Here is a 26207-nt window from a genome sequence, read left to right as displayed (position 1 = left end):
GTCAGTCCGGATGCGGCTCGTCCTCCGGCTCGTCCTCGGGCGCGGCAAGGTCCGGCTGCTCCCTCAGCACCTGCGCCGCCAGGCTGCGGGTGAGCGGCCGGTGCGCCGCCAGGGCTGCGCGGTCCAGCGCTTCCACAACCTTCTGGGCGCCCGCCACCGAGCGCGGAATGCGCCGCAGCAGGTAGGTCACGGTCGCCTCGTCCACCGCCACCTGGCGGTCGGCGAACAGCTTCACCAGCACCGCCGCCAGCAGGGCGTCATCCGCCGGAGCGATGTCGAACAGCGGCAGCGCCTTCAGGCGCGAGGCCAGGTCGGCGGTGGCGAGCGGCAGCTTGGAGGGCGGCGCGCGGCTGGTCAGCAGCAGCACCGCGCCCTGCTCGCGGGCGAGGTTAAGCAGGTGGAACAGCGCCGCCTCCTCGAACGGGGCGGCATCGAGATCCTCCAGCACCAGGGCCCCGGCGGCGAGCGCCGCCGGCACGCCGGCGCGATCGAGGGCGCGGGCGGCGAGAATGGGGGCCCCGGCGCGGGCGGCGAACACGGCGGCCAGGTGGCTCTTGCCCGCCCCCTCCGGCCCGGTCAGGCACACCACCTTCGCCGGCCAGTCCGGAAAAGCGTCGATGAGCGCCAGCGCGGCGGCATTGCCGGGCGCGGCGAGGAAATCCTCGCGCCGCAGCGCCGGGCGCGAGGGCAGCTCCAGCGGCAGCTGGCGCAGGGACTGGTCGCGGCCGGCCATGGGGTCAGCGGCCCTCCGGCGCGGCCGGCCCGTCGGCCACCCCGCGATAGAGGGAGGAGCCGAGATACTTGGCGATGGCGAAACGCGCCAGCACCCCCACCACCGCCGTCAGCGGCACCGCCAGCAGCAGGCCGACGAAGCCGAACAGGTAGCCGAAGGCGAGCAGAGCGAACATCAGCCACACCGGATGGACGCCGATGCGGTCCCCCACCAGCTTGGGATAAAGCACGTAGCCTTCGATGGTCTGGCCGGTGACGAAGATGGCGAACACGATGGCGATCATGCTCCAGTCCGGAAAGAACTGGACCACGGCGACGCCGGTCGACAGGACGAGACCGGTCAGCGACCCCACATAGGGAATGAAGGACACCGCCCCCGCCACGATGCCGATGAGCAGGCCGAAATTGAGCCCGGTCATGGAGAGGGCCACCGCGTAATAGGCCCCCAGCAGCAGGCACACCAGCGCTTGGCCGCGCACGAAGCCGGCCACCGCGCTGTCCATGCCGCGGGCGAGCTCATGCACCACCGGGCGATGGGGCAGCGGCACCAGTCCGTCCACGAACTCCACCATGCTGTCCCAGTCGCACAACATGTAGAACATGACCACCGGGGTCACCACCATGAGGGCGAACATGGAAATGACCGCCTGCCCGCCGGCCCACACCGAGGACAGAAGGCCGAGCAGGTAGGTGACGCCCTGGGTCATCAGCTCGGAGATGGAGCGCTGCATGTCCGGCAGCCGGTCGCCGACGATGCCGCTCAGCCACTCGCGATTCTCCTCGGTCGCCAGGCCCTGGAGCCGCGCCACGTAGGAGGGCAGGCGCTGGATGAACTCGAACAGCTGCGAGCCCAGGATCGGTAGCGCCAGCAGGAAGAACAGCACCACCACCAGCAGCATCACCACCACCACCGCCAGCGCGGCGATGGTGCGGCCGACGCCGATGCGGTGCAGACGAATCACCACCGGGTTGAGAAAATAGGCGAGCACGATGCCGGCGACGAACGGCAGCAGGATGCCGCTGAGCAGCCACAGCGACAGCACCGCCGCCACCAGCGCCCCCACCCAGAACCAGAGCCGAATCCGCACTGGCATCGTCTCTCCCCGGCCTGCGTCGGCGTCTGCGCCCGGCCGTGCCGCCGCCCCGGCGGGACGGGTCGCCGCCGCGGGCGCACGCGCCGGTTCCGCGCCGGCGCCCTGCGCGGGGATCGCTCCGCCCTTCAGTTGGCCATGTGGCGCATCCATTCCGCGAGATAGGCAGCGGCCGAAAGCCCCGTCAAGAGGCCCACCGCCACCAGGCCGAGACTCTGGAGCTGCGGCACCTGGACGGCGAAGCCCGAACTCGCCAGGACGAAGGCGGCGAAGGCGATCTGCGCCGCGGTGTTCAGCTTGGACACCAGGAGCGGGCGGATCGCCACCGGCTTGGCCATCACCAGCGACAGCACCACCGCGCCGATGATCATCACGTCGCGCGAGACCACGGCGATGGCGACCCAGCGCGGGATCAGGTCCACCACCGCCAGCGTCACGTAGATGGAGACCAGCAGCGCCTTGTCCGCCACCGGGTCGAGATAGGAACCGAGCTCGGTCTGCATGTCGAAGCGCTTGGCGATGAAGCCGTCGAGCGCATCCGAGACGCCCGCCGCCAGGAACAGCCAGAAGGCCAGCTCGGTCTCGCCCACGCCGATGGACCACACCACCGTTGGCACCAGCAGGATCCGCAATATGGTGATGAGGTTGGGCACGCTCACGCCGCCGTCCTCCCCCGCGCCGCGATGTCCGACACCGGCCTCCCCCTTCTCCCGGGCGCGGGGCCCGCCCGCGCCGTTCGTCCCGTCACGCCGGCCGACGGCCGGGGCTCACGCCGGCCGGCGCTTCACGGCCAGCGGCCCGAACGTCTGCTGCGACGCCATGGCCTGGATGCGGGTGATGTTCACATGCCGCGGCAAGGTGGTGGCGAAGAACACCTGCTCGGCGATGTCCTCCCCCGTCATCGGCTGGGCGCCGGCATAGACCGTGTCGGCGCGGTCCTTGTCGCCATGGAAGCGCACCACCGAGAATTCGGTCTCGGTGAGGCCCGGCTCGATATTGGTCACGCGCACGCCGGTGCCCGCCACGTCGGACCACAGGTTGAGCGCGAACTGCTTCACAAACGCCTTGGTGGCACCGTACACGTTCGCGCCCGGGTAGGAATAATCGCCGGCGATGGAGCCGGTGAGCACCACATGCCCCTCGCCCCGCGCCACCATGGCCGGCAGGGTGGTGCGGACGGTGTAGAGCAGGCCGCTGATGTTGGTATCCACCATGATGTCCCAATCGGCGATCTTCGCCTCCTGGGCCGGCTCCAGGCCCTGGGCGAGGCCGGCATTGGCGAACACCACGTTATAGGCGCGAAACGGCTCCGGGAGGTTGGCCAGCAGCTCTTCGGTCGCCTTCAGGTCGCGGGTGTCGAGCACCGCCGTGTGGATCAGGTCGCCATAGGGCGCCTTCAGCTCGGCCAGGCGCTCGGCGCGGCGGCCGAGGGCGATCACCTTGGCGCCGGCCGCGGCGAAGCGATGCGCCGTGGCGGCGCCGATGCCGGAGGTGGCGCCGGTGATGAGAACGGTCAGCGTCCTGGGGTCGAGCAACTGGGTCATGTCCTACTCCTGCGGGATCGCCCGGATCGGGGGAGATGAGTCGAAAGGCGGACGGACGCAGCCCGCTGGATAACGCGGCACGGCGCTTGCGTCCATCCGCCGGCGAAAGGCGGTAGATAAGTAATGCCGCAGCCTTGCTGCTGCCATGTTCTGCGGAAAGTTTGCGGCGTACGCAGCCGTCTCGAAGCCGGCCAAGTTTTCGGACAGGCTGCGATCCGAACGTCGATGGGGTTCAAGGCGCGCCGTCCCCCGGGCCGGCCGCGGTGGCGATCCTGGGTTGCGGGGCGCGTCCGGGGAGTGTTGATGCAGTTTGTATGGCGCAAGGTGCGGCCGGGAGCGGGACCCGTCCTGGCCGTCGCGAGTTTCGCCGTGGCCCTGGCCGGCTGCAGCACCGAGCTTGACGGTTTCGGAACCAAGCCGTCTGCCATCGCCGGCAACCGCGTGGAGGCCGACCCGGCCCTCGCCGCGCCCACCGGCGCAGTGGAGACGGCGCCGATCGTCGCGCCCGCGCCGACCCGGTCGGCGTCCGCCGCCGAGGCCATCGCCCCGCGCCCCACCGCCAATGCGGTGCCGCTCACCCCGCCGCCGGTCAATCCCGGTGGAACGGCCTATGCCCCCACCGCCGCCAAGGGTCAGGCGTCCGGCGCCTGGACCTTCAGCTGGGACAACGGGCACAGCAGCTGTCCGATCACCCTCTCCACCACGCGCGGCCTCAGCGGCATGTCGGCCCAGGCCGATGTCTCCTGCCCGAGCGAGATCTTCATGACCAAGGGCTGGGACATGATGGGCCCAGACCTCGTGCTCCAGAACCACCAGGGCAAGGTCACCGCCCGCCTCCAGCCAGCCGGCCCCAACCGCTACATGGGCGCCATCTCCGAAACCGGGCAGCCCGTGGTCCTCATGCGCTGAGCCGGCGCCGCCGACGGGCGGCACGCGGTCCGCGGGATGCGCCGTCCGCGCCCGCCTTCGCCCGCCCCCGGTGAAGCGGACCTCCGGGCAAGGCGCGCACGGCGGCGCCATGCCCGGAGCGCCCCGGCAGGCCACGCGCGCGGCCTCGCCGCCCGCGCGGCGTCTGCGTCCAGAAGAGCGCACCGGCTGGAGCGTGCCGACGGGACGCGGCACCGCCACCCCACTCCCGGCCACACGGACAAGACACAGCGCCCCCCCTCGCGCGGCCGCCGGCCGGCGCACCCATGCCCCTGCCGCAGACATGGGCACTCCGCGACATATGCCGGGACACCGGCCGCGCGGGCCTGCGCTCTCGCCGCGCGGGCGGGGACGCCCGCGGCAAGGCCTTCGGAGGCGCCCCGCGTTCTGGCGCGGAGCGGAAGTGGGGGGCAGGGAAGACCCGGCGCGCCGCGACCGCGCGGCACGCCGAAGCCGCCGCTTCGGCGACGGCCGAGACCGGAGCACCGCAGTCAGCCGAAGAGGATGGCGACCACGATCACCCCATAGGACAGCGCGAAGAAGATGCTGTCCCGAACCAGCTGTGCACGCGACGAGAGCATGTCCATAGATCCATATTTTCCATGAACGTGCTTGATATTGGTGAATTTGTCAATCGAGCAGTTTTAAATGTGAAATAGGCACGGCCACCCCGCCGCTGCGGAATGGCCCGGCCGGCGCCGGTCAGCGCCCCTCGAACCGGGCCGGCCTCTTGCCCACGAAAGCGGCGACACCCTCCGCGAAATCGCGCGTGCCGGCGCTGGCGATGAAGGCCTCGCGTTCGGCGTGGAGCTGCTCCGACAGGGTGTGGGAGAAAGACGCCCGCAGCAGATGCTTGATCCGCCCATAGGCCTGGGTGGGCCCGGAGGCGAGGCGCCGCGCCAGGGCATCGGTCTGCGCCCCCAGGTCCGCGCCCGCCACCACCGTGTTCACGAGCCCCAGCCGCAGCGCCTCGGCGGCGTCCACCACGTCGGACAGCAAGGTGAGCTCCAGCGCCTTGCGCAGCCCCACCACGCGCGGCAAGGAAAAGGTGCCCGACCCGTCCGGAGTGGTGCCGATGCGGGTATAGGCCATGGTGAACTTGGCATCGTCGGCGGCGATCACCAGGTCGGCCGCCAGCGCCACCGACAGGCCGGCACCCGCCACGGCGCCATGCACGCTGGCCACCACTGGCGCCGGCAGGCCCGCCAGGGTCAGCAGCGTGTGGTGAAACGGATCGATGATGGACGCCACCACTTGCGGCGCCGACGCGCCCGCCGCATGAAAACGGCCGACGTCGCCACCGGCGAGGAAGGCCCGCCCTTCCCCCGACAGCACCACCACACGCACGCTGTCGTCATTGGCCACCCGGTCCACGGCAGCCTTCCATGCCAGTATGGTGGCTTCGTCGAGGGCGTTGAGCACCTCCGGGCGGTTGAAGCGGATGCGGGCGATGCCATCGGTGACCTGAACCAGGACAGGCGAGGGTGAAGACACGGGATCGGTCATTCGGGTTTCCTTGGCGTTCCTCTCTCGGAAGCGGGTCCGCACGCCCCGCCCTGGCCGCAGCCTGCACCGCGCCGGCGGGCCCCAGCAAGTGGCCGCCCGCCGATGGAGCCCGCTTTATTTTACGAAAAATGAGTGTTTATTTTTGATATTGCACATCAAGATTCGATATTTTACTTTAGAACCACGATGAATTATAGTGTAAATCATACTGAATTTGTCAGGTTTTGATCGACGGAGCCGGATGGGATGACCTCGCCGCTGCAACGCAAGCTGAAGATCTCCGGCCCGACCGCCGTCACGGCCAACCGCCTCGCCGACGGCGTGGTGGTGTGGCTCGATGCCGACGGCGCCTGGAGCCTGTCCATTGCCGACGCCGCCGTCGCCACCACCGGCGACGAGGTGCAGGCGCTGCTCGCCCGCGCCCACCAGGACGAGAACACGGCGGTGGGCGCCTATGCCGCCGCCGTCTCCCTCACCGCCGACGGGCGGGCCGCGCCCGCCAATCTGCGTGAGCGCATCCGGGTCGAGGGCCCCACCGTGGCCTATGCCGTCGCGCCCCACTCCTCCGCTGCCGGCGCGGCCTGAAGAAAGCGTGTGTGCTATGTACGTCTATGACGAGTTCGACCGCGCCTTCCTTGAGGAGCGCGTCGCCGAGTTCCGCGATCAGGTCGCCCGCCGCCTCTCCGGCGCGCTGAACGAGGAAGAGTTCAAGCCGCTGCGCCTCATGAACGGCGTATACCTGCAGCTGCACGCCTACATGCTGCGGGTGTGCATTCCCTATGGCACGCTCAATTCCACCCAGCTCAAGGCGCTGGCGGCCGTGGCCCGGCGCTATGACCGCGGCTACGGGCATTTCACCACCCGCCAGAACATCCAGTTCAACTGGATCAAGCTCGCCGAGCTGCCGGACGCCATGGCGGACCTGGCCGCGGTGGGCATCCACGGCATCCAGACCTCGGGCAACTGCATCCGCAACACCACCACCGACGCCTTCGCCGGCGCCGCCCGCGACGAGATCGAGGACCCGCGCCTCTATGCGGAGATCATCCGCCAGTGGTCGACGCTGCATCCCGAATTCACCTACCTGCCGCGCAAGTTCAAGATCGCCATCACCGCCGCCCGGCACGACCGCGCCGCCATCCGCGTCCATGACGTCGGCCTGCGCCTGCACCGGCGCGACGGCCAGACCGGGTTCGAGGTGATCGTCGGCGGCGGGCTCGGCCGCTCGCCCTATATCGGCAAGACCATCCGCGAGTTCCTGCCGAAAGAGGACCTCCTGTCCTATCTGGAAGCAATCCTGCGCACCTACAATCTGGGCGGGCGGCGCGACAACATCTACAAGGCACGCATCAAGATCCAGGTGCACGAGCTGGGCACCGAGGCCTTCGCCCGCAAGGTGGAAGCCGAGTGGCAGGAGATCCGCGAGGGCGCCCTGAAGCTCGACCAGGCCGCCATCGACGCCATCGCCGACCGCTTCGTGACCCCCGCCTTCGAGCCCCTCGCGGACCAGCCGGCGGAGCTCGCCGCGGCGCTCGCCGACCCGGCCTTCGCCCGCTGGCACGCCAATGCCATCGCCGCCCACAAGGTGCCCGGCCACGCCATCGTCACCCTGTCGCTGAAGCCGGTGGGCGGCCCGCCGGGCGACTGCACCGCCGACCAGATGGAGGCGATCGCCGACCTTGCGGATCGCTATGCCTATGGCGAGATCCGCGTCGCCCACGAGCAGAACCTCACCTTCCCGCACGTCCGGCAGAAGGACCTGCCGGCGCTGTGGAAGGCGCTCGACGCGCTCGGCGTGGCGACCCCCAACGTGGGCCTCGTCACCGACATCATCTCCTGCCCCGGCCTCGATTATTGCTCGCTGGCCAACACCCGCTCCATCCCCATCGCCCAGAAGCTCACCGAGCGGTTCGCCGACCCGGCCCGCATCGCCGACATCGGCCGGCTGCATGTGAACATCTCCGGGTGCATCAACGCCTGCGGCCATCACCACATCGGCCACATCGGCATTCTCGGGGTGGAGAAGAAGGACGAGGAATTCTTCCAGATCTCCCTGGGCGGCAAGGGCAATTCCAAGGCCCGCCTGGGCGAGCTGCTGGGCCCGGCCATTCCCGAGACCGAGATCGTCGATACGGTGGAACGGCTGGTGGAGACCTATCTTGAGCTGCGCAGCTCGTCCGCCGAGACCTTCATCGCGGCGGTGGAGCGGCTTGGCATCGAACCCTTCAAGGAGCGCGCCTATGCCCCTCGTTAAGTCCGGGGCGACCGCCGCCGACGCCTTCATCCGTGTCGCCGATGACGCGGCCCTGCCCGATGGCCCGGTGATCGTTTCCGCCGAACGCTTCCTGGCGGAGGCCGATGCGCTCGCCCTGCGCAATGGCGAGATCGGCGTCGCCTGGCCCAATGCCCGCGACGTGGCGGAGCTTCAGCCCTACCTGTCCCGCCTGTCGCTGGTGGCGCTGAGCTTCCCCAAGTTCCGCGACGGCCGCGCCTTCAGCCAGGCCCGGCTGCTGCGCGAGCGCTACGGCTTCAAGGGCGAACTGCGCGCCACCGGCAATGTGCTGCGCGACCAGGTGTTGATGATGGTGCGCTCCGGCTTCGACGCCTTTGAGCTGGAGAAGGAGGCGGACGCGGAGGCCTTCTCCGCCGCGCTCGCCAGCTATACGGTGTTCTACCAGCCCACCGGCGAGGGCCGGCGCACCGTCGCCGAGGCGCGGGCCGCGGTGGAGGGATGATGCCATGAACGCCATTGACCGCCCCCCCTTCACCCTCGACATCCCGGCCCTCGACACGGCGCTGCGCGAGAGCGCCCCGGCCAAGATCATCGAGATCGCCCTGGCGCTATTCCCCGGCCGCATCGCCGCGGTGTCCTCCTTCGGCACGGAATCGGTGGTGTTGCTGCACCTCCTATCCCAGGTGCGAAAAGACGCGCCGGTGCTGTTCCTGGACACCGGGCACCTGTTTCCGGAAACCCTGGCCTATCGCGACCTGCTGATCGAGGTGCTGGGCCTGACCCAGGTGCTCACCTTCACCCCCGACCCGGAGGCACTGGCGGCCAAGGACGCGGAGAGCGGCCTGTGGTCGGAGGATCCGGACGCCTGCTGTGCCCTGCGCAAGGTGGAGCCGCTGGCCCGCGCGCTCGGGCCCTATACCGCCTGGATCAACGGCCGCAAGCGCTACCAGGCGCAGACCCGCTCCGCCATTCCGGTGGTGGAGGTGGACGGGGCACGGGTCAAGTTCAACCCGCTCGCCACCATGGGCCGCGACGACCTCATCGCCTATATGGACAGCCACGGCCTGCCCCATCATCCGCTGGAGAAGCACGGCTTCCTGTCCATCGGCTGCATGCCCTGCACCACCCGCGTGAAGCCGGGGGAGGACCCCCGCGCCGGCCGCTGGCGCGGCCGCGCCAAGACCGAGTGCGGCATCCACATGGGCGAAGGCATTTAGGCCGCCTGAGACGAGGCGGACCGGGCGCCGGCGCAGCGGTCGAGACCAAGGGAACGGGAGCAGCGGCGGACACCTCCAGGCCCGGGGGCCTCTTATCCTCCCCCTCGTCCCGCGACACCAGCCGCCGGGCTCGGCTCTCGCGGAGGCCATGCCCCTGCCCCCGGCGCGCGAAAGCCGCACGTGAAACGGGATGCGGAGCCGGCTTAAAACCGGTAGGATGAAAATGTTGAGGGTAGGCGCCCGCCGCTCCGGTCCAGCCTCGGGCCGTCCGGGCGGGCAAGTGGACGGTTTCGCGTGAACCGTCCACACGTTGAAGAGTCTTGAGCGATTGGCAAAGGTCGATGCGGCCGGACACGCCTTCGGGCATGTTCGGCACGCGCACCACGCCGCGCTGGAAGCATGCGTCGAAATGACACCCTCGGGCCCGTTCCGTGAGCCGCCGCGCGGAACCGGGTCTCGCGACTCCCGCACCGGCAACCGCCCGGCCGGGGCGCTCCGCCTCCGCAGTTTTTGAGGAGAACACCTGTGCCGCCGCTGATCATCGTCGCCCTCGGTGCCCTCGGTGCCGCGACCCTCGTGAAGGTGATCGCCAACGGGGCGCGGCGCGCCAGCGCGCGCATGGAGCAGCAGCGCGCCACCGATGCCGCCGGAGAACTGAAGGCCATACCCCTGGAGCGCGACCCGGTCACTGGAGAGTACCGCCCTCGCCAGCCCTGAGGGCACAGCCCCCGGAACCGGACGGAGGCCGGCGGAACGCCTCGCACCGCGATCACAGCCGGTCGGGCGCGGCCCTTGAGGCCCTTGCCCCCTTTGCAACGTGGGTTCCGCCCGGGACGATCCGCCCAGCCCCCTGCGCGCCACCGGCCAAGCAGCCGGAACGCGAGCGTTCACCCGGCACGGGCGCACTCCGCGCGCCTCCCGCCACCACGGGGCGGGGCGGTCGGCGCCCCATCCCGTGACACGGCTGTGGGCGACAGCTCCTGCGAGACGCGCGACGCGAACCGCCAATGGCCTCCGCTTTCGCCCCTCGGCCACCGCAAGGCACGGCGCCGGATGCGGTCGCGCGACGGCGAATCACACCCGCTCGGTGACGTCACATCCATGGCCTCGCATCCAGCATCCGGCCCCAGCCGGCGCTCCGTCAGGCGGCCTCATCGGCGGCGCGCGGGTCCCCGCTCCGCAGGTCACCCGCCCGGGGGCGCGCGTGCCCTTGAAGCGCGGGACATCGGCGCCGTCGGGCAGGCCACACCGCAACGCCGGGAACCCGGCCGCGCCGCACCCGGGCCGGCGGATTTGACGCGGCGGGGTTCTGTTCCACCGCGCATGGTGCCATCATCCGCCCCCGCGCGCCCCCAGGCGCGAGGCGGGCCAGGGGGTTGAGGACGTTGATGGGGATGGTGAAGCCAATCGGGCGCGTCGGCCTGTTCTGGGCCCTGGTTCTCGGGACCTGCCTCGGCTTGCACTGGCTGTTTCCGCTTCCGGCGGAGGCGGACTTCTGGGCCACCACCGCGCGGGCGCTGCATGGCGACGTGGAGGCGGTGGGAACACGGGCCTATGCCTTCGCTCTGGCGTTCGGCCTCGGCGCCCTGGCCGCCGGCTTCGCCGTCGCCTTCCTGGTGCTGCATGTGCTGGTGCTCCGCCTCACCCTGTCCGGCCTGCGGCGCCGGGTCGAGGCGGCCGGCGACAGGGCCGGCTTCAGCGCCGGCTACGCCGCCGCCCGCGCGGCGCTGGAGAAGAGCCCCCTCATCGGCCACGCCTGGGCCGAGTTCGACAAGGCCCTGGTGCACCGCCCGGGGGAGCCGGTCATCCGCAGCACTGCCCGGCCCCAGGCCTATTTCAACCTCGCGCTGGCACGGGAGAAATATTTCGGACTGAAGATGATGGGGGCGCTGCCCGGCTATTTCGTGGGGCTGGGCCTGCTGCTGACCTTCGCCGGGCTGGTGCTCGCCCTCAACAAGGCGGCCGCCGCCGTCAACAGCGCCGATGCCGCCGCCATGCAGGGCGCGACCCGCGACCTGCTGCAGGTCGCCACCTTCAAGTTCGCCACCTCCATCGCCGGCCTCGCCGCCTCCCTCAGCCTGTCGCTGCTGTTCCGCGTCTACACCATTCTCATGGAAGAGGCCTTCACCGCCTTCTGCGAGGCGGTGGAACGGCGCGTGCGCTACCTGTCGCCGCAGCAGATCGCCGCCGAGAGCCGCGATCTCGCCGCCCGCCAGGTGGAAGAATTGCAGGCCATCAACAGCGCCGATTTCCTCGCCCGGGTTGGCGCCTCGGTCGCCCCCGGCGTCTCCGCCGGACTGGAGGCCGCGCTGGAACGGGTCATGACCCCTCTCACCGCCAGCGTCGGCCAGGCGCTGCACAGCCTCTCCGATGGCAGCCGCGCCGGCATGTCGGACATGGTGAGCCAGTTCTCCCAATCGCTGCAGCACGGCGCCGGCTCGGAAATGCGCGCCCTCGCCGGCACTTTGCGGGAGATGCAGGAGGCGATCACCCGCCTGCAGCAGGGACTGACCGGCTCCGGCGCCGACTTCGGCCGCCGCATGACCGAGGCCGCAGAGAACCTGAACCGGCTCGTCGGCGACGCCGGCGCCCGGCTGGGCGAGGGCTCCGACCAGACCCGCGCCGCCCTGATGGAGGCTGTCGCCGCCCTGCGCGAGACTTTCGATCAGGCCAATCGCAAGATCGACGAAAGCCTCGGCAGCGCCGCCGGGGGCGCGGCGGCGCGGCTGGAGCAGAGCATGGGGCGGGTGCTCGGCGGCCTCGAGGGGCAGGTGGCCGGCTTCGGCGCGCTGCTGTCCGGCTTTCAGGATCGCATCGCCGGGCAGATCGACGAGACCCGGGCCCGCGCCGCCGCCGCCCAGGTGGAGGCGACCGAGGCGGTTTCCCAGGCCTCCACCGCGGCCGCCCACGCCCTTCAGGACGGGCTGGCCGACGCGCTGGCGCAGATCCGGGGCGAGGTCGACCGCTTCGTCACCGCCCTGAAGACCGGGGAGGCCACCCTCTCGGCCCAGGCCGGCGCCATGCGTGGCGCCGCCGACAGCGCCCGGCAGGTGGCCGAAGCCTTCGACCGGACCGTGCGGGAAGCGCGGGAGGCCTCGGCCCCCCTCGCGCAGTCCGGCGCCCGCATCGCCGACGCCACCGCCGCGCTCGGCGAGGCCGCCGGCCGCTCGGTGGCGCTGCTCGGCGCCAGCCAGGAGGAGGCCCGCCGGCTCGCGCTGGCGCTCGGCGATCAGGTGGAGACCGTCGAGCGGGTCTGGCGCGGCCACGCCGCCCGTTTCGAGGCCGTCGACGAGGCGCTGGGCCGGGCGTTCGAGCGCCTGTCCCAGGGCACCGACGAGCAGCACGAGCGCTTGGCCGGGTTCGCCCGCGACATGGACACGAACTTTGCCAAGGCGGTGGAAACGCTCACCGCCTGCATCGGTCAGCTCAAGGAAAACGGCGAGGACATGGCGAGCGCCGTGGAAGAACTGGGAGACATCCTGCGCCCTCGGGCCGCGGAATGACGGGAGATCCTCATGTCCAGCGCTGAGGACACCACCCCCTCCGCCCCCGACGAGGGGGAGAACTATTTCATCTCCATGACCGACATGATGGTGGGGGTGCTGTTCATCTTCATCATCATGCTGATGGTGTTCGCGCTCGACTTCCGCACCCGGACCGACGCGCAGGAAGATGCCATCGACGTCGCGCGCGAGGTGGCCCGCAAGCTCGACGGCCTGGGCACGCAGGTCAGCTCCGCCATCGCCCTGGTGGATGCCTCCCAGCAGGTCCGCCGCCAGCTCCTGCTCGACATCGAGACCCAGCTGCGGACCGAAGGACTCTCGGTGCAGGTCGACGGGCACAACGGCGTGCTGCGGCTGACCGAGGACGCGGTGCGCTTCGAGCCCGGGCGCTCCGACCTTGCCGGGCGCGCCAGGGCCAACGTGGACAAGATCGCCCGCGTGCTGGACCGGGTGCTGCCGGCCTACGCCGCGTGCCGGGCCGCGGCCAGCGGCCTCGCCTGTCCCGGCGGCGGCGGGCCGGCGCTGGAAACCGTCTTCATCGAAGGCCACACCGACAGCACCGGCGAGGACGGCGCCAACTGGCAATTGTCCACCGAGCGGGCGGTGAACACCTATCGCGCCATCGTCGCCGGCGCGCCGAACCTGCGCAGCCTCCGGAACCAGGGCGGCGAGGGCATCCTGTCCGTCGCCGGCTATGCCGCCACCCGGCCCATCGATGCCGCCGAGAGCCGCGAGGCCTGGGCCGTGAACCGGCGCATCGACCTGCGTTTCGTGATGGAGGTGGACAACCGCCGCCGCCTGGAGGACATCCGCGTCCTCACCGACGACATGAGGCGGCAGATCGACCACCTTACCGCCGCCAGCGCCGCCCCCGCCCCCGCCCCCGGAGCGGCCCGATGACCGAAGTCGTGGCCCGGCTCAAGGAGGCGCTGCGCGCCGCGGGGCGCCGGCCCGCCCCCCGGCTGGGCCTGCCCAAGACCCCGCTGGTGGCCAGGGCCCGCGTGCCTGGACACCTGCTTGGACTTGCGGCGCCGCCGCCGAGGCTCAACCGCAATCAGGCCGCCGAGGCCATCATCCGGCGCTGCCGGGCCGGCCAGCCGCTGGAGCGGCGCGCGCTGCGCGCGGCCCCCTGGTGCCTGTGGGCGACCCGGCCGGCTGTGGCCGACGATCCCGCCAGTCTGGCCACGGTGCTCACTGCCCTGGCCGCGCAGCCGCGCCGGCAGTGGCTGCGCGCCCTCGCCTCGGCCTGGCTGACCGGCTTCGAGCCGGCCCGGCCCGGCGTGGCCGAGGCCGGCCAGTTGCTGCGACGGAACGCGGCGCGGATGGGGCCGCCCTGGGCCGGGCTTTCCGCCGCGCTCGACCTGTTCGATCCGGACCACGGCCCCCGGCGGGTGGCGGAAGCCGCGCTCGCCGCGCGCACCGCCCCCGTCGCGGTGCTGAGGCAAGGCGGCATTGGCACGCTCGACGCCGCCAGCGGCTATGGGCGGGCGTGCCTCATCCGGCTGCTGGCGGCGGTGGAGGCCGGACAGGGCGGCGACGCCATGGCGCGCATCGCCATCGTGCGCGCCGCGGCGGTGCGTCCCGACGGCCGGCTGGCGGTTCCCGACCAGGGCGCGCGCGCCTGCCGCGCCCTGCTGCGCCCGTTCGCCCGCGTCCCGCCGGAACGGCAGGCGCGCGATGCCTGCCTCGACCTGCTGCTGTCCCTGTTCGGCGACCCGCGCACGCGCGCCGGCACCTGGGCCGAGCTGCCGGCCGAGGCCGAAACCGTCCACCTGTGGCTGACCGAACAATCCCTGCGCCAGTTCCTGGAGGTGGGGGACCGCACCGCGGCCAGCGCCGGCCAGCGCGGCGCGGCGGCGGCGGCACGCGGCGCAGCACAAAGTGGCGAGGCCGATCGCATCGAAGCCTGGCGCGCCCGCCGGCGCTTCTGGGAAGCGGTGTACGACGCCGGGCTGGTCCAGGCCGCCTGGACGGTGTTCGGCCCGCTGGGGGGCGACCTGGCCAAGCGCGCCTTCGGCGAGCACGCGAGCTTCGGCGGCTTCCAGCGCGGCAGCCGGGCGCCGGCGGCCGACGCGGGCGTACTGCTGCTGCATCTCGGCCAGCGGGGCGTGATCGCCGAATGGACCTTCGGCGGCGCCACCACCATCTGGCGCGACCATACGGCGCCGCACGCGCCCCGGTTCTACCAGCCGTCCTACGCGCCCGACGCGCTGGCGACGCCCGCCGCCGGCGGCCGCGACGCGGCGCGCGGCGTGGTGAGCCTCGCCCACCAGGACAACTGGCTGGCCCGCATGGCAGCGGAAATCCACGCCATCACCGGCGTCCGCATCGCGCCCGACGCGCCGCCCTGAAGCGCGCTCCGGCGGCCGCGCGGGCACGGCGATCCGCATCGCGCGGCGCTACCGCGCCGGTCCATTGCGCCCTACCATCGCGGATGCCATCGCGGGCCCGCCGGGCCCGGGGCCGCCAGCCAAGGGAACAGAGCCATGTCCGTGCCTTCGCGCATCCTGTCCTCGCTCAAGGCGTCCATCGGCGATGTGGTGTTCGGGATGGAGGACGGCACCGTCTCCATCTTCGGCCTCGTGTTCGGCGTCGCGATCAGCACCGACGACCCCCGCACCGTGCTCATCGCCGGCGCCACTGGCGCGGCGGCGGCCGCCGTCTCCATGATGGCGGGGAGCTATCTCGACGCGGAATCGGTGCGCGACGCCCGCCGCGTGCGGCGCGACGGACCGGTGGACCCGGTGGCCGTGCGCACCGAGACCGCCGCCATCACCTCCGCCTTGACCCAGGGCGGCATGGCGCCGGAGGATGTGACGCGGGTGGCCGAGGCGCTGGCCCGCGCGCCGCGCGCCGTGGCTGGCCTGCGCACCGAGCTGGCGGAGGCCGACGACGGCGCGACCCCCGCCTCCCACGCCTTCTGGATGTTCGTGTCCGACCTGTTCGCCGGGTTCACGCCGGTGCTGCCGTTCGCCGTCCTGCCCATGGACAGCGCCCGGCTGGTCTCGCTCGGCCTCACCACGGTACTGCTGGTGGCGCTCGGCATCGGCCGCGGGCTGGTGGCGAAGCGCCCGGTGGTGCGCGCCACCCTGGAAACGCTGGCGATCGCCGCCTCGGCCGCCCTGGCCGGCATCGCCATGGGCCACCTGCTGTCCTGAGCGCTGACCCGCCGCCCTCAGGCGGCGGCGCCGAACACCGCCTGGCGGAAGGTGGATGGGGCATCGGCCACCGGCTTCAGCAGCCCCTTGCCGCGCAGGATCGGCAGCACCTCCTCCACCACCGGCGCGAAGGCGTTGCCGCCCTTGAGCACGAAGCCGTCGGCGGCCCGGGCCTCGAACCAGAGCGCCATGTCGTCGGCCACGGCCTGCGGCGTGCCGATGAGGGTGAGGTGACCGAACTCATAGATGCGCGACAGCGTCTGGCGCAGGGTCGCGCCCGGCCGGGTGAAGGCGTGGCGCAGCAGCAGGCCCCGGCTGCGCCGGCGCTCCACCTGCTGAAGCGCCTCCTCGCTCGGGATCGCGCCGGCCGGCACGGGGGCATCCAGGTCCAGTTCGCCGAGCGTGAACAGCGGCGCCTCGCGCATCAGCTTGTCGCGGAATTTCAGCAGGTTCTTGTCCGTGAACTGGCTCTGGTGGATCTCCCGCGCCGCCGCAGCGGTGTCGGCGACGAACAGGTTGAGGCCAGGCAGGACCCGCACCTGCGCGGCGGCCCGCCCCTGCCGCTCGGCCCGCTGCTTCAGGTCGCGATAGAAGGCGCGGCCGGCGTCGAGATCGGGGGTCGCCGCGAACACGAGTTCGGCATGCCGGGCCGCGAATGCGAGGCCCTCCTCGGAGGCACCGGCCTGCACGATCACCGGCCGGCCCTGCGGCCCCGGCGGGATGTCGAGGGCCTGCTTCACCCGGAAATAGGTGCCGGCGAAATCGGTCGGCGTGATGAAATTGCCGTCGAAGCGGTGCCCGTCCGGGCCGTGGGAGACCGCGCCCGGCTTCCAGCCGCTCCACAGGCGGTTGGTCACCGCCAGGAACTCGTCCGCCTGCCGGTAGCGCTCGGCCAGCGGCAGCAGCCTGCCGTCGCCGAAATTTTCCTCGCCATAGTAGGAGGTGACCACGTTCCAGCCGGCACGCCCGGCGGTGATGTTGTCGAGCGAGGTGAAATAGCGCGCGATATTGTAGGGCTCGGTGAACGAGGTGGATTCGGTGACGATCAGCCCCACCCGCCGGGTGTGCTGGGACAAGGCGGCCAGCAGCGTCAGCGGCTCGAAGCCGGCGCGTGGGCGCACGTCCGCCGTCAGGGTGTCGAAGCCCAGGAAGTCCGGCTTGAACAGGGCGTCGAAGCCGGCGCGCTCGGCCAGCCGGGCATGGGCGATGAACCGGTCGAACCGGAAGCGGTCCGGGTCCTGCTGCCGGGCAGGATCGCCCTGGTGGAACATGTTGGGGTCGGCGAACGCGACGAGGGTCAGGTGGTCGCTGCGGGCGGACATCACCCGTCTCCTTCTTGGCTGGCGGTCAGGCACGCGCGGCGGGGCGGGGCCGCGCCGTCATTGGGATTGGCGGATGAAGCGGCTGACGCGGTTGATCGCCAGCACGGTCGAGACGATGGCCAGTGCCGGCGCCGCCACCAGCCAGGGCGAACTCGGATAATCCTTGCCGCTGGACACCAGCAGGCCCCAGTCCGCCGCCGGCGGCGGATCGCCATAGCCGAGGAAGGCCAGCCCGGCGATGACCAGGATGGAGGTGCCGAACTGCAGCACCGCCAGCGCCACCACCGATCGACAGGCATTCGGCAGCACGTGGCGCAGCAGGATATGCGCGCGCGATCCGCCGGCCAGGCGCGCCGCCTCCACGAACGCGCTGGTGCCGGTCTTCAGCACCTCCGAGCGCATCAGCCGCGCGAACACCGCCACCGAAGACACGCCGGTGGCGATGGCGACGTTGAGGGTCTCAAAGCCGAAAGACGAGACGATCACCACCGCCAGCAGGAAATGCGGGATCGCCAGCAGCACATCCACCAGCCGCGACACCGCGCCATCCACCCAGGCACCGATGAAGCCGCCGATGAGGCCCAGCAGGCCGCCCAGCACCAGGCCGATGAACACGGCGATGGCGGCGCTGGTGACCGACGACCAGGTGCCATGCACCACCCGGGTGTAGAGGTCGCGGCCCAGGTGGTCGGTGCCGAACCAATAGCGGGCACCGGGCGGCAGCAGCTTCTGCGCGGTGTCGCCCACATAGGGGTCCTGACTGGTGAACAGGCCGGGACAGGCGGACCACGCCAGCACCACCGCCAGCACCGCGAAAGCCAGGGCCACCGCCGGCGGAAGGGCACGCACGCGGCGGGACAGCGCCTGCAGGTCGCGCCGCGCGGCAGCGGGAATGGCGGCGAGTCCGGCCATCAGGCGGAGGCCTCAAGGTCCGCCGCCGGCCCGGCGGGAGGCCGGCGCAGGCGCGGGTCGAGCAGGGGATAGACGAGGTCCGCCAGCAGGTTCACGGCGACGAACACCACCGCCGCCAGCGAGACCACCGCCTGCAGCACCGGGAAATCCTGGGTCGAGACCGCGCTTTGCACCAGCGAGCCGATGCCCTTGCGGCCGAAGATGGTCTCGGTGATGAGCGATCCGCCGAGCAGCTCGCCGATGGCGAGCGCGATCATGGTGACCACCGGCAAAGCGGAGGGCCGCAGCTGGTGACGGGCGAACAGGTGCAGCCGCCCCAGGCCGCGCCCCCGCGCCACCGTGAAATAATCCTGCCGCGCCTCGTGATCGAGATTGGCGATCAGCACCTCGGCAATCTGCGCCGACACCGGAATGCCCAGCGCGATGGCGGCGAACAGGGTGGCCGCGAAGCTGTTCGGGCTGGTGATGCGGAACAGCCCGAAATGAAAGGCGAAAAGCTGGATCAGGAAGATGCCGATGATGAAGCTGGGGATGGACAGGGAGATCGACGGCAGCGCCCGGGCGATGCCCTGCCCGTAGCGGCGCGGCAGGTTCTGGCTGCAGAAGGCGATGAGGAAGGCCGCGGCAAGCGCCACCGCCAGCGCCGCGGCGGCGAGAATCAGCGTCGACGGCACCGCCGCGCGCACCAGCCCGGCCACCGGCAGGCTGGAGCGCAGGGAAATGCCGAAATCACCCGACGCGAAGCGCGCCAGGGCGGTCCACCATTGCTCGACCACCGGGCGGTCGAGCCCGTAATAGGCGATGATCGGCGCGATCTCGTCGGGCGAGAAGCCGTTGTCCGGGTCCAGCAGCATGTTGGAGACCGGATCGCCGGGCAGCACGTTGATGATGAGGAACGTCGCCGTATAGGCCAGCGCCACCACGATCAGCGCATGCGCGATCCGCCTCAGCACGAAGGAGATGTAGGAGGTGTCGGTCATCACGTAAGGGGGGTGAGGCGTGGAAAGGGGGGCGGCGCGGCCCCCGCGCGGGGCGTCAGCGCTCGAGCCAGGCGCCGTAATAGAGCGGATAGGCGGCGCCGCTGTAGACATCGCCCTTCAGCTTCGGCGTCTGCACATAGAGCCGCTGCAGCAGCTGCGCGGTGGGGATGAACAGCCCCTCCTCCAGCACATAGGCCTGGACCTCCTTCAGGGTGGCGGCGCGGGCCTGCCGGTCCACGGCGGTGGCGATGTCCCGCGCGAAGCGGTTCAGGCTCGGGTCGGACGATCCGGCCTTGAACCAGTTGTCGCCTTTGTCGGCGTCGGTGAGCACGTTGCCGACCACGCCGGTGTCGAGAAAGCTGCGGCTGATCTCCACCAGCGGCACGCTGTCGTTGCCGCGGACGCGGGCATTGAAGGTGGAGATGTCCACCACCTGCAGGGTGGCGGCGATGCCCACCCGCTGCAGCTGCTGCACCACCAGTTCATCCACCGCCTTGGAAGTGCTCACCCACGGGCTGGCGTAGAGATTGAAGCGCAGTTTCTGCCCGTCCTTCACCCGCACGCCATCGGGCCCCGGCGTCCAGCCGGCCGCGTCGAGCAGGCGCCGCGCCTGCTGCGGATCATAGGCGAGCAGCGCGCTGAAATCCCCGGCCTCCGGCACGTTGGATTGCAGCAGGGAGGTCACCGGCTTCCAATCGGAGGTGAACACGGTGTCGAGGATCTCGCGGCGGTCGATGGCGTGCTGGACCGCCTTGCGCACCGCCGGATCGGCGAAGTTCGGCGCCTTGGTGTTGACGGCGAAGCCGCTCACGAAGCCAAGGCTTTCCGGCGCCACCACCTTGAGCCCCCTGTCGCGCAGCGGCTTCAATTCCTGCGGCGGAATGTTGAGCACCACCTCGGCCTGTCCGGCCTGCAGCGCGGCGCCGCGCAGGGCCGCGTCCTTCACCACCTTGAAGGTGATGCCATCGAGGCTGGCCGGGCCCTTGTGGCCGATGACGGCGGGGCCCCAGTCATAGTCCTTGCGCCGCTTGAGAACGACGCTGTCGCCCTCCTGCCAGCTCTCCACCACGAACGGGCCGCTGCCGAGCTGCTTTTCCAGGTCGCCCAGCTCGTCCGCCTTGAGATTGACGCTGGACACCGCCCGCAGCACCGCCTTGTGATAGCCCAGAGTGGGAATGAAGCTGAGCGTCGGCCCGGAAAAGCTCACCTTCAAGGTGTGGTCATCCACCACCTGCGCACCCTTGTAGGTGGTGGAGGGAAACAGCCCCAGGCGGCCGATGCCCCGCGCCGGATCGCCCTTGGCCCACAGCTCGATGTTCGCGGCCACCGCCGCGGCGTCCAGCGGCGTGCCGTCGGAGAAGGTCACGCCCTTTTTCAGGTGCAGCACGAATTCGGTCTGGTCGGCATTGGCCTCCCAGCGCTCGGCGATCCAGGGCGTGGCCTCGCCCTTCTCATCCACATGCACCAGCTTGTCGGCGAGCTGGCCCCAGACAATGCCGGTGTAGGTGTCCACCTTCTCGTTCGGTCCCCAGCCGCTTTCCAGGCTGCCAATGAGGAAGGTGAGCGCGCCGCCGGCCTGGCGCGGGGCATCCGCGGCCCGGGCCGGCGACAGGCTGGCGGCGCCCATGTGACCCGCCAGCGCGACACCGCACAGGAGCTTGCTGAAGGTCCGACGATCGAATGGCATTCCGGTCTCCTGGGGCGCCCCGGCTCGGGCGGATGCGGGCCACGCCGCCCGACGCACCCGCGCGGGCGATGCGGCGCCGGTCCACGGCGGGGCGGACCGTACAACATATAAATTAAATCTGTCGATTTAATTTATATGTTTCCGCTGGAAACCGGCACTCCAGGACAGGTGTCGCGCGGGCCCGGCACGGGGCGCCACCAGCCTCATGGGCGGGATGCGCCGCGCGGGGCCGGAACCGGCTGCGGACGGGAATCGCCGCGCGAGCCATGGCCCTCAAGGGCGCGACGATGATGTCTGCCAGTTGCAGGCGCCGACTGCGCGCGCCATAGGGTGCCTGAACGATGATCCGGGCCTGCCGGCGTGCGAGCCGCGCCGCCGGCGGCGTCTGCCTGGCGGGGCCCGTGTCCCTGAGGCGGACACGTCCGGCGCGTGACGCCACCCGTCCGGCGATGAGGCGCGCGATCAGGCCGAGGCCCTGCGGTCACACCGAATTGTCGGGGCGGTGGCGGCCTCGCCTGCGGGTGCGGCCGGAAAGCTGGTGGCCATGGCTGTCGTGGACCTGCTTCCACCGCCGCGCCGCGCGGCCGAGGGCACGCTTGATACTTCAGGACCTCGCCGACCCGGCGCAATCAAGGAGGCATGGCGACGGCGGCGCGCCGGGACTGCGCGGTCGTCAGGAACCGGCCTGCCACGATCCTGGCGGCAGGGCCACCCACGGCGGACGGGATCGCTCCGGGACGGAGCCGTGACGGCACCCGCCCCGGAGCGATCCCGCGCGTCAGTCGCGCGTCACGGGAGCGGCCGGCGCCGGCTTCTTCGGCGCCCGCTTCGGCGCGGCGATCAGCCCCTCGCGCTGGGCCTTCTTGCGCGCCGCCTTGCGGCTGCGGCGCACCGCTTCCGCTTCCTCGCGAATCCGCCGTTCCGACGGCTTCTCATAGGCGCGACGCTCCTTCATCTCGCGGAACACGCCTTCGCGCTGCATCCGCTTCTTGAGAACCCGGAGCGCCTGTTCGATATTGTTGTCTCTGACGATGACCTGCAAAATAACTCCGATCCGAAGGTCGTCCCGAATCCCCGGCCACGGGGTGGCCGTTTGCCCGGACATGGCCGGCTCACGCCGGAACTGCATCTACCTTAGCAGGTCGGTCCCGTTTCCTAAAGACACGGCTGCGCCGCCGCGCGGGACCCGGCGCGGAAAACGGCGGGCGCGGAGCCCGGCGCCACGACGCGGGAGAACCGCCTTGCGTGGGCATGGGATCCTGCATGGGGGGTGGGATCTTGCGCGGGGATGGGAGCGAGGCTAGAAGCATCTCAATATATCAATATTTCATGAGATATTGAGATGAATGAGACGCAGGCCCTCGCGGTGTTTTCGGCGCTGGCCCACGAAACCCGCCTGCGCATCGTGCGGCTGCTGGTGGAGAGCGGGCCGGAGGGGCAGCCGGCTGGCGCCATCGGCGCCGCCATGGGCGGGGCGTCCTCCTCGCGCATGTCGTTTCACCTGAACCACCTGGAACAGGCCGGCCTGGTGCGCGCGCGCCGCGATGGCCGCTCGATCATCTACAGCGCCGTCTATCCCACTCTCTCCGCCCTCATCGCCTTCCTCATGCAGGACTGCTGCAGCGGGAACCCGCAGGTCTGCGCGCCGGCGGTGGCGGCCCTGTCCTGCGCCTGCGACCCCGAAACCAAGACCGGGGCCCCCGATGCCTGACACAGCCATGGATGTCGTGATCTACCACAACCCCGCGTGCGGCACCTCGCGCAACACGCTGGCCATGATCCGCAATGCCGGCGTCGAGCCGCATGTCATTGAATACCTGAAGACGCCGCCGGCGCGGGCGCTGCTGAAGGAGTTGATCGCCCGCGCCGGCCTGAGCGTACGCGACGTCTTGCGCGAGAAGGGCACGCCCTATGCCGAGCTGGGGCTCGGCGATCCGGCGCTGAGCGACGACGCGCTGCTGGACGCCATGGCGGCCCACCCCCTCCTCATCAACCGGCCGCTTGTGGTCTCGCCCCTGGGCGTGCGCCTGTGCCGCCCCTCCGAGCGGGTGCTCGACCTGCTGCCGCCGCAGCGCGGCGCCTTCGTCAAGGAGGACGGCGAAGCGGTGGTGGACGCCGCCGGCCGCCGCCTCATCCCCGGCTGAACGTCAGGAGCTGGCACCATGTCCACCCCCGCAACGCCGGCGCCCGCCGTGCCCCCGCCCGCCATGTCGATGTTCGAGCGGTTTCTCACCGTCTGGGTCGGCCTGTGCATCCTCGCCGGCATCGCCCTCGGCCACCTGGCGCCGGGGGCGTTCCAGGCGCTGGCCCGCCTGGAGGTGGCGCGGGTCAACCTGCCGGTGGCCGCGCTCATCTGGCTGATGATCGTGCCCATGCTGCTGAAGATCGATTTCGCGGCGCTGGGCGAGGTGGGCCGGCACTGGCGCGGCATCGGCGTGACGCTGCTGGTCAACTGGGCGGTGAAGCCGTTCTCCATGGCGCTGCTGGGCTGGCTGTTCATCGGCTGGCTGTTCCGTCCGCTGCTGCCGGCGGACCAGATCGACAGTTACGTCGCCGGCCTCATCATCCTGGCCGCCGCGCCGTGCACGGCCATGGTGTTCGTGTGGTCCAACCTTACCCGGGGCGAGCCGCACTTCACCTTGTCCCAGGTGGCGCTCAACGATGCCATCATGGTGGTGGCCTTCGCCCCCATCGTCGGCCTGCTGCTGGGCCTGTCCGCCATCACCGTGCCCTGGGGCACGCTGGTGCTTTCGGTGGCGCTCTACATCGTCGTTCCGGTGGCGGTGGCGCAACTGGCGCGCCGGCGGCTGCTGGCACGCGGCGGGCCGGCGGCGCTGGAACGGGCGCTGGCCGTCCTGGGGCCGCTCTCGCTGGTGGCGCTGCTGGCCACGCTGGTGCTTCTGTTCGGCTTCCAGGGCGAGCAGATCATCGCCCAGCCGCTGGTGATCGCGCTGCTGGCGGTGCCGATCCTGATCCAGGTCTATCTCAACGCCGGCCTCGCTTATGTGCTGAACCGCCTTGCCGGTGAGGCCCACTGCGTCGCGGGGCCCTCGGCCCTCATCGGCGCCTCCAACTTCTTCGAGCTGGCGGTGGCAGCGGCCATTTCCCTGTTCGGCCTCACCTCCGGCGCGGCGCTGGCGACCGTGGTCGGGGTGCTGATCGAGGTGCCGGTGATGTTGTCGGTGGTCTGGATCGTCAATCGCTCCAAGCCCTGGTACGAGAGCGGCGCGGCCACGCGCGCGCCAGCGAGGTCCCACCCGTGATCGACGATGCGGTGCCCCCTGTGGATGTCGCCCAGCTCCCGCGGCCCACGCTCGACCGGCTGGTCAGCGCGACGCCGTCGCGGCATCCGCCGCGCATCCTCCTGCTCTATGGCTCGCTGCGGGAGCGCTCCTATTCCCGGCTGCTGACCCTGGAAGCGGAACGGCTTTTGCGCCATCTCGGCGCCGAGACCCGGGTGTTCCACGCCGACGGGCTGCCGCTGCCGGACGACGCGCCGGCCGAGCACCCGAAGGTGCAGGAGCTGCGCGCGCTCACCTTGTGGTCCGAGGGCCAGGTCTGGTGCAGCCCGGAACGGCATGGTGCCATGAGCGCCGTGATGAAGGCGCAGATCGACTGGATCCCCCTCGCCATCGGCGCCATCCGGCCGACCCAGGGCCGCACCCTGGCGCTCATGCAGGTCTGCGGCGGCTCACAATCCTTCAATGCTGTCAACCAGATGCGCATCCTTGGCCGGTGGATGCGGATGCTCACCATCCCCAACCAGTCGTCGGTGGCCAAGGCGTATGCGGAATTCGACGAGGCCGGCCGCATGCGGCCCTCTCCCTATTACGACCGGGTGGTGGACGTCATGGAGGAGCTGGTGAAATTCACCCTGCTGACGCGTGACGCCGCCGCGGAGCTCACCTCCCGCTACAGCGAACGCAAGGAGGAGGCCGCAAAGCTCGAAGCCCGGCTGTCCCTCGGCGCCATCCGGTGAGCCGGCAGGTGCCGGCGCCCGGGACGACCGGCAGCCAACGCCGCACGGTGGCGGCGCTGGGTCTGGTGCAGATCCTGGCCTGGGGCTCGTCCTATTACCTGCTGGCGGTGCTGGCCGCGCCCATCGCCGCGGACACCGGCTGGCCGCCGCAGGCGGTGGTCGGCAGCCTCTCCCTCGGCCTGCTGGTGGCCGGCCTGGCGGCGCCCCGGGTGGGCCTGCTCATCGGCGCCCATGGCGGCCGGCCGGTGCTGATGGGCGGCTGTGCGCTGCTCGCCCTCGGGCTACTCCTTCTCGGGCTTGCGCCAAACCTGCCGGTGTTCGCCCTCGGGTGGGCGGTGATGGGCGCCGGCATGGCCGCAAGCCTCTATGACGCGGCCTTCGCCACCCTCGGCCGCCTGCACGGCGCCGCGGCGCGGCGCGCCATCACCGCACTGACCCTGTGGGGCGGGTTCGCCAGCACCGTGTGCTGGCCGCTCTCCGCCGCCCTGGTGGCGCACCTGGGCTGGCGCGGCACCTGCCTCGCCTACGCCGGCCTCCAGCTGGCCGCCTGCCTGCCGCTGGTGGCGATCGCGCTGCCGCGCACCGGCGCCGGAGCCGGGAACCGCGCCCCCCTGCCGGCCGCCGCACCCGAGCCCGCGCCCGCCCGCCCGGGGGCGCCGGCCGTGACGCTGCTCGCCGGCATCGTCGCGGTGGCAGGCACCGTTGCCGCCGTCATCTCGGTGGAAGCCTTGGCGCTGCTGCAGGCGCGCGGCTTCAGCCCCGCCGAGGCGGTGGCGGCCGGCGCCCTCATCGGCCCGGCGCAGGTTCTCGCCCGGGTGGTCGAGCAGCTCAGCGGCGGGCGCCACCATCCCTTGTGGACGATGACCTGGGCCCTGGCCCTGGTGGGCGCGGGGCTGGCGCTGCTCGCCACCGGTGCGGCGACGATGGCGCTGGCCCTGGCCGCCTATGGCGCCGGCAACGGCCTGTTCTCCATCGCCAAGGGCGCGGTGCCGCTGGCGCTGTTCGGGCCGCGCCGCTATCCGGCGCTGATGGGACGGCTCGCCCGACCCGGCTTCATCGCCCAGGCCGTCGCCCCGCTCTCCGCCGCCGCACTGCTCGGCGCGCTGGGGGCCGATGCCGTGCTGGCGACCCTGGCAGGGCTGGCGGCCCTGAACCTGCTGCTGCTGCTGGCGCTGTGGCGGCTCCCCGACGGGTCGCCCGCCGCATGAACCGCGCCCTTCGGGGATGGCCCCGCCCCTTCCGCCAGCGGAGCGGACGTGAAGCCTCCTCATCCATGCCGATATCGGCGCTCCACAGGATAAACGGCGCTGGGGGCGGTGAGCCGGCGCCTCGGCGATGGCCCCGCCCCCTTCCGCGAGCGGAAGAAACATGCCGAAAGCGGCGCCCCGCGGGATAAGCAGCCCTGGGGGCGGTGAG

General features: G+C 71.3%; 25 protein-coding genes. 15 read left to right on the top strand and 10 right to left on the bottom strand.

What is annotated here, in order from left to right; genetic code table 11:
* Nucleotide 1: 1 nt before the first annotated feature.
* From V5F53_RS21035 to V5F53_RS21020, 4 genes are all read right to left on the bottom strand, one after another.
* The gene (locus V5F53_RS21035) at nt 2–733 is read right to left on the bottom strand and encodes an HdaA/DnaA family protein (RefSeq protein ID WP_393995602.1); all 732 of its coding nucleotides are present in this window, start codon (nt 731–733) and stop codon (nt 2–4) included.
* A 4-nt stretch (nt 734–737) separates the two neighbouring features.
* Nucleotides 738–1826, bottom strand: a complete 1089-nt coding sequence (locus V5F53_RS21030; protein ID WP_393995601.1) for an AI-2E family transporter — start codon at nt 1824–1826, stop codon at nt 738–740.
* A gap of 125 nt (nt 1827–1951) precedes the next feature.
* On the bottom strand, nt 1952–2482 hold the full coding sequence (locus tag V5F53_RS21025) for a CDP-alcohol phosphatidyltransferase family protein (RefSeq protein WP_393995600.1): 531 nt from the start codon (nt 2480–2482) through the stop codon (nt 1952–1954).
* Nucleotides 2483–2590: 108 nt separating this feature from the next.
* Nucleotides 2591–3367 carry an SDR family NAD(P)-dependent oxidoreductase gene (locus tag V5F53_RS21020; RefSeq protein ID WP_393995599.1) on the bottom strand — a complete coding sequence of 259 codons (777 nt, stop codon included), beginning with the start codon at nt 3365–3367 and terminating at the stop codon, nt 2591–2593.
* Between the two features lie 303 nt (nt 3368–3670).
* On the opposite strand from V5F53_RS21020, the gene V5F53_RS21015 reads away from it, so the two are divergent.
* Entirely contained in the window at nt 3671–4276 is a 606-nt protein-coding gene (locus V5F53_RS21015) for a protease inhibitor Inh/omp19 family protein (RefSeq protein ID WP_393995598.1), read from the top strand.
* A gap of 720 nt (nt 4277–4996) precedes the next feature.
* Here the strand turns inward: V5F53_RS21015 and V5F53_RS21010 are convergent.
* On the bottom strand, nt 4997–5800 hold the full coding sequence (locus V5F53_RS21010; protein WP_393995597.1) for an enoyl-CoA hydratase/isomerase family protein: 804 nt from the start codon (nt 5798–5800) through the stop codon (nt 4997–4999).
* A 246-nt stretch (nt 5801–6046) separates the two neighbouring features.
* On the opposite strand from V5F53_RS21010, the gene V5F53_RS21005 reads away from it, so the two are divergent.
* The 9 genes from V5F53_RS21005 to V5F53_RS20965 all read left to right on the top strand — a co-directional run bounded on the left by V5F53_RS21005 (nt 6047) and on the right by V5F53_RS20965 (nt 15911).
* On the top strand, nt 6047–6385 hold the full coding sequence (locus V5F53_RS21005) for a DUF2849 domain-containing protein (RefSeq protein WP_393995596.1): 339 nt from the start codon (nt 6047–6049) through the stop codon (nt 6383–6385).
* A gap of 16 nt (nt 6386–6401) precedes the next feature.
* Complete coding sequence (locus V5F53_RS21000) at nt 6402–8054, top strand: nitrite/sulfite reductase (protein WP_393995595.1); 1653 nt, start codon at nt 6402–6404, stop codon at nt 8052–8054.
* A complete protein-coding gene (locus V5F53_RS20995) occupies nt 8041–8535 on the top strand; it encodes a DUF934 domain-containing protein (protein WP_393995594.1) in 495 nt (164 codons plus the stop codon). The genes V5F53_RS21000 and V5F53_RS20995 overlap by 14 nt, the downstream gene beginning before the upstream one ends.
* A gap of 4 nt (nt 8536–8539) precedes the next feature.
* The gene (locus V5F53_RS20990; protein WP_393995593.1) at nt 8540–9250 is read left to right on the top strand and encodes a phosphoadenylyl-sulfate reductase; all 711 of its coding nucleotides are present in this window, start codon (nt 8540–8542) and stop codon (nt 9248–9250) included.
* Nucleotides 9251–9775: 525 nt separating this feature from the next.
* Nucleotides 9776–9967 (top strand): hypothetical protein, encoded by a 192-nt coding sequence (locus tag V5F53_RS20985; RefSeq protein WP_393995592.1) that lies wholly within the window; start codon nt 9776–9778, stop codon nt 9965–9967.
* A 677-nt stretch (nt 9968–10644) separates the two neighbouring features.
* Nucleotides 10645–12753 (top strand): anti-phage ZorAB system protein ZorA, encoded by a 2109-nt coding sequence (gene zorA, locus V5F53_RS20980; RefSeq protein ID WP_393995591.1) that lies wholly within the window; start codon nt 10645–10647, stop codon nt 12751–12753.
* 12 nt (nt 12754–12765) lie between these two features.
* On the top strand, nt 12766–13653 hold the full coding sequence (locus V5F53_RS20975) for an OmpA/MotB family protein (RefSeq protein WP_393995590.1): 888 nt from the start codon (nt 12766–12768) through the stop codon (nt 13651–13653).
* Entirely contained in the window at nt 13650–15104 is a 1455-nt protein-coding gene (locus tag V5F53_RS20970) for an EH signature domain-containing protein (RefSeq protein ID WP_393995589.1), read from the top strand. The genes V5F53_RS20975 and V5F53_RS20970 overlap by 4 nt, the downstream gene beginning before the upstream one ends.
* A gap of 135 nt (nt 15105–15239) precedes the next feature.
* Nucleotides 15240–15911, top strand: a complete 672-nt coding sequence (locus V5F53_RS20965) for a VIT1/CCC1 transporter family protein (protein WP_393995588.1) — start codon at nt 15240–15242, stop codon at nt 15909–15911.
* Between the two features lie 17 nt (nt 15912–15928).
* On the opposite strand, the gene V5F53_RS20960 is transcribed toward V5F53_RS20965, so the two are convergent.
* The 5 genes from V5F53_RS20960 to rpsU form a co-directional block, all read right to left on the bottom strand.
* Nucleotides 15929–17233 carry an NtaA/DmoA family FMN-dependent monooxygenase gene (locus V5F53_RS20960; protein ID WP_393995587.1) on the bottom strand — a complete coding sequence of 435 codons (1305 nt, stop codon included), beginning with the start codon at nt 17231–17233 and terminating at the stop codon, nt 15929–15931.
* Nucleotides 17234–17290: 57 nt separating this feature from the next.
* The gene (locus V5F53_RS20955) at nt 17291–18145 is read right to left on the bottom strand and encodes an ABC transporter permease (RefSeq protein ID WP_393995586.1); all 855 of its coding nucleotides are present in this window, start codon (nt 18143–18145) and stop codon (nt 17291–17293) included.
* Nucleotides 18145–19125 carry an ABC transporter permease gene (locus V5F53_RS20950; RefSeq protein ID WP_393995585.1) on the bottom strand — a complete coding sequence of 327 codons (981 nt, stop codon included), beginning with the start codon at nt 19123–19125 and terminating at the stop codon, nt 18145–18147. Before V5F53_RS20950 ends, V5F53_RS20955 begins: the two co-directional genes overlap by 1 nt.
* A gap of 55 nt (nt 19126–19180) precedes the next feature.
* Nucleotides 19181–20812: an ABC transporter substrate-binding protein gene (locus V5F53_RS20945; RefSeq protein WP_393995584.1), complete on the bottom strand. Its 1632-nt coding sequence runs from the start codon at nt 20810–20812 to the stop codon at nt 19181–19183.
* A 778-nt stretch (nt 20813–21590) separates the two neighbouring features.
* Nucleotides 21591–21854: a 30S ribosomal protein S21 gene (gene rpsU, locus V5F53_RS20940; protein WP_393995939.1), complete on the bottom strand. Its 264-nt coding sequence runs from the start codon at nt 21852–21854 to the stop codon at nt 21591–21593.
* A gap of 300 nt (nt 21855–22154) precedes the next feature.
* Between rpsU and V5F53_RS20935 the strand changes: the two genes are divergently transcribed.
* The 5 genes from V5F53_RS20935 to V5F53_RS20915 all read left to right on the top strand — a co-directional run bounded on the left by V5F53_RS20935 (nt 22155) and on the right by V5F53_RS20915 (nt 25999).
* Entirely contained in the window at nt 22155–22523 is a 369-nt protein-coding gene (locus tag V5F53_RS20935) for an ArsR/SmtB family transcription factor (protein WP_393995583.1), read from the top strand.
* 7 nt (nt 22524–22530) lie between these two features.
* Complete coding sequence (arsC, locus tag V5F53_RS20930) at nt 22531–22956, top strand: arsenate reductase (glutaredoxin) (protein ID WP_393995938.1); 426 nt, start codon at nt 22531–22533, stop codon at nt 22954–22956.
* A 63-nt stretch (nt 22957–23019) separates the two neighbouring features.
* On the top strand, nt 23020–24075 hold the full coding sequence (gene arsB / locus V5F53_RS20925) for an ACR3 family arsenite efflux transporter (RefSeq protein ID WP_393995937.1): 1056 nt from the start codon (nt 23020–23022) through the stop codon (nt 24073–24075).
* Nucleotides 24072–24791, top strand: coding sequence for an arsenical resistance protein ArsH (arsH, locus tag V5F53_RS20920; RefSeq protein WP_393995582.1), 720 nt, complete (start codon nt 24072–24074; stop codon nt 24789–24791). Before arsB ends, arsH begins: the two co-directional genes overlap by 4 nt.
* Nucleotides 24788–25999, top strand: coding sequence for an MFS transporter (locus V5F53_RS20915; RefSeq protein ID WP_393995581.1), 1212 nt, complete (start codon nt 24788–24790; stop codon nt 25997–25999). The genes arsH and V5F53_RS20915 overlap by 4 nt, the downstream gene beginning before the upstream one ends.
* The last annotated feature ends 208 nt before the right edge of the window (nt 26000–26207 follow it).

Source organism: Xanthobacter cornucopiae (genome assembly GCF_043195065.2).
Taxonomy (GTDB): domain Bacteria; phylum Pseudomonadota; class Alphaproteobacteria; order Rhizobiales; family Xanthobacteraceae; genus Xanthobacter.
This window is presented reverse-complemented; position numbering and strand designations above follow the sequence as displayed.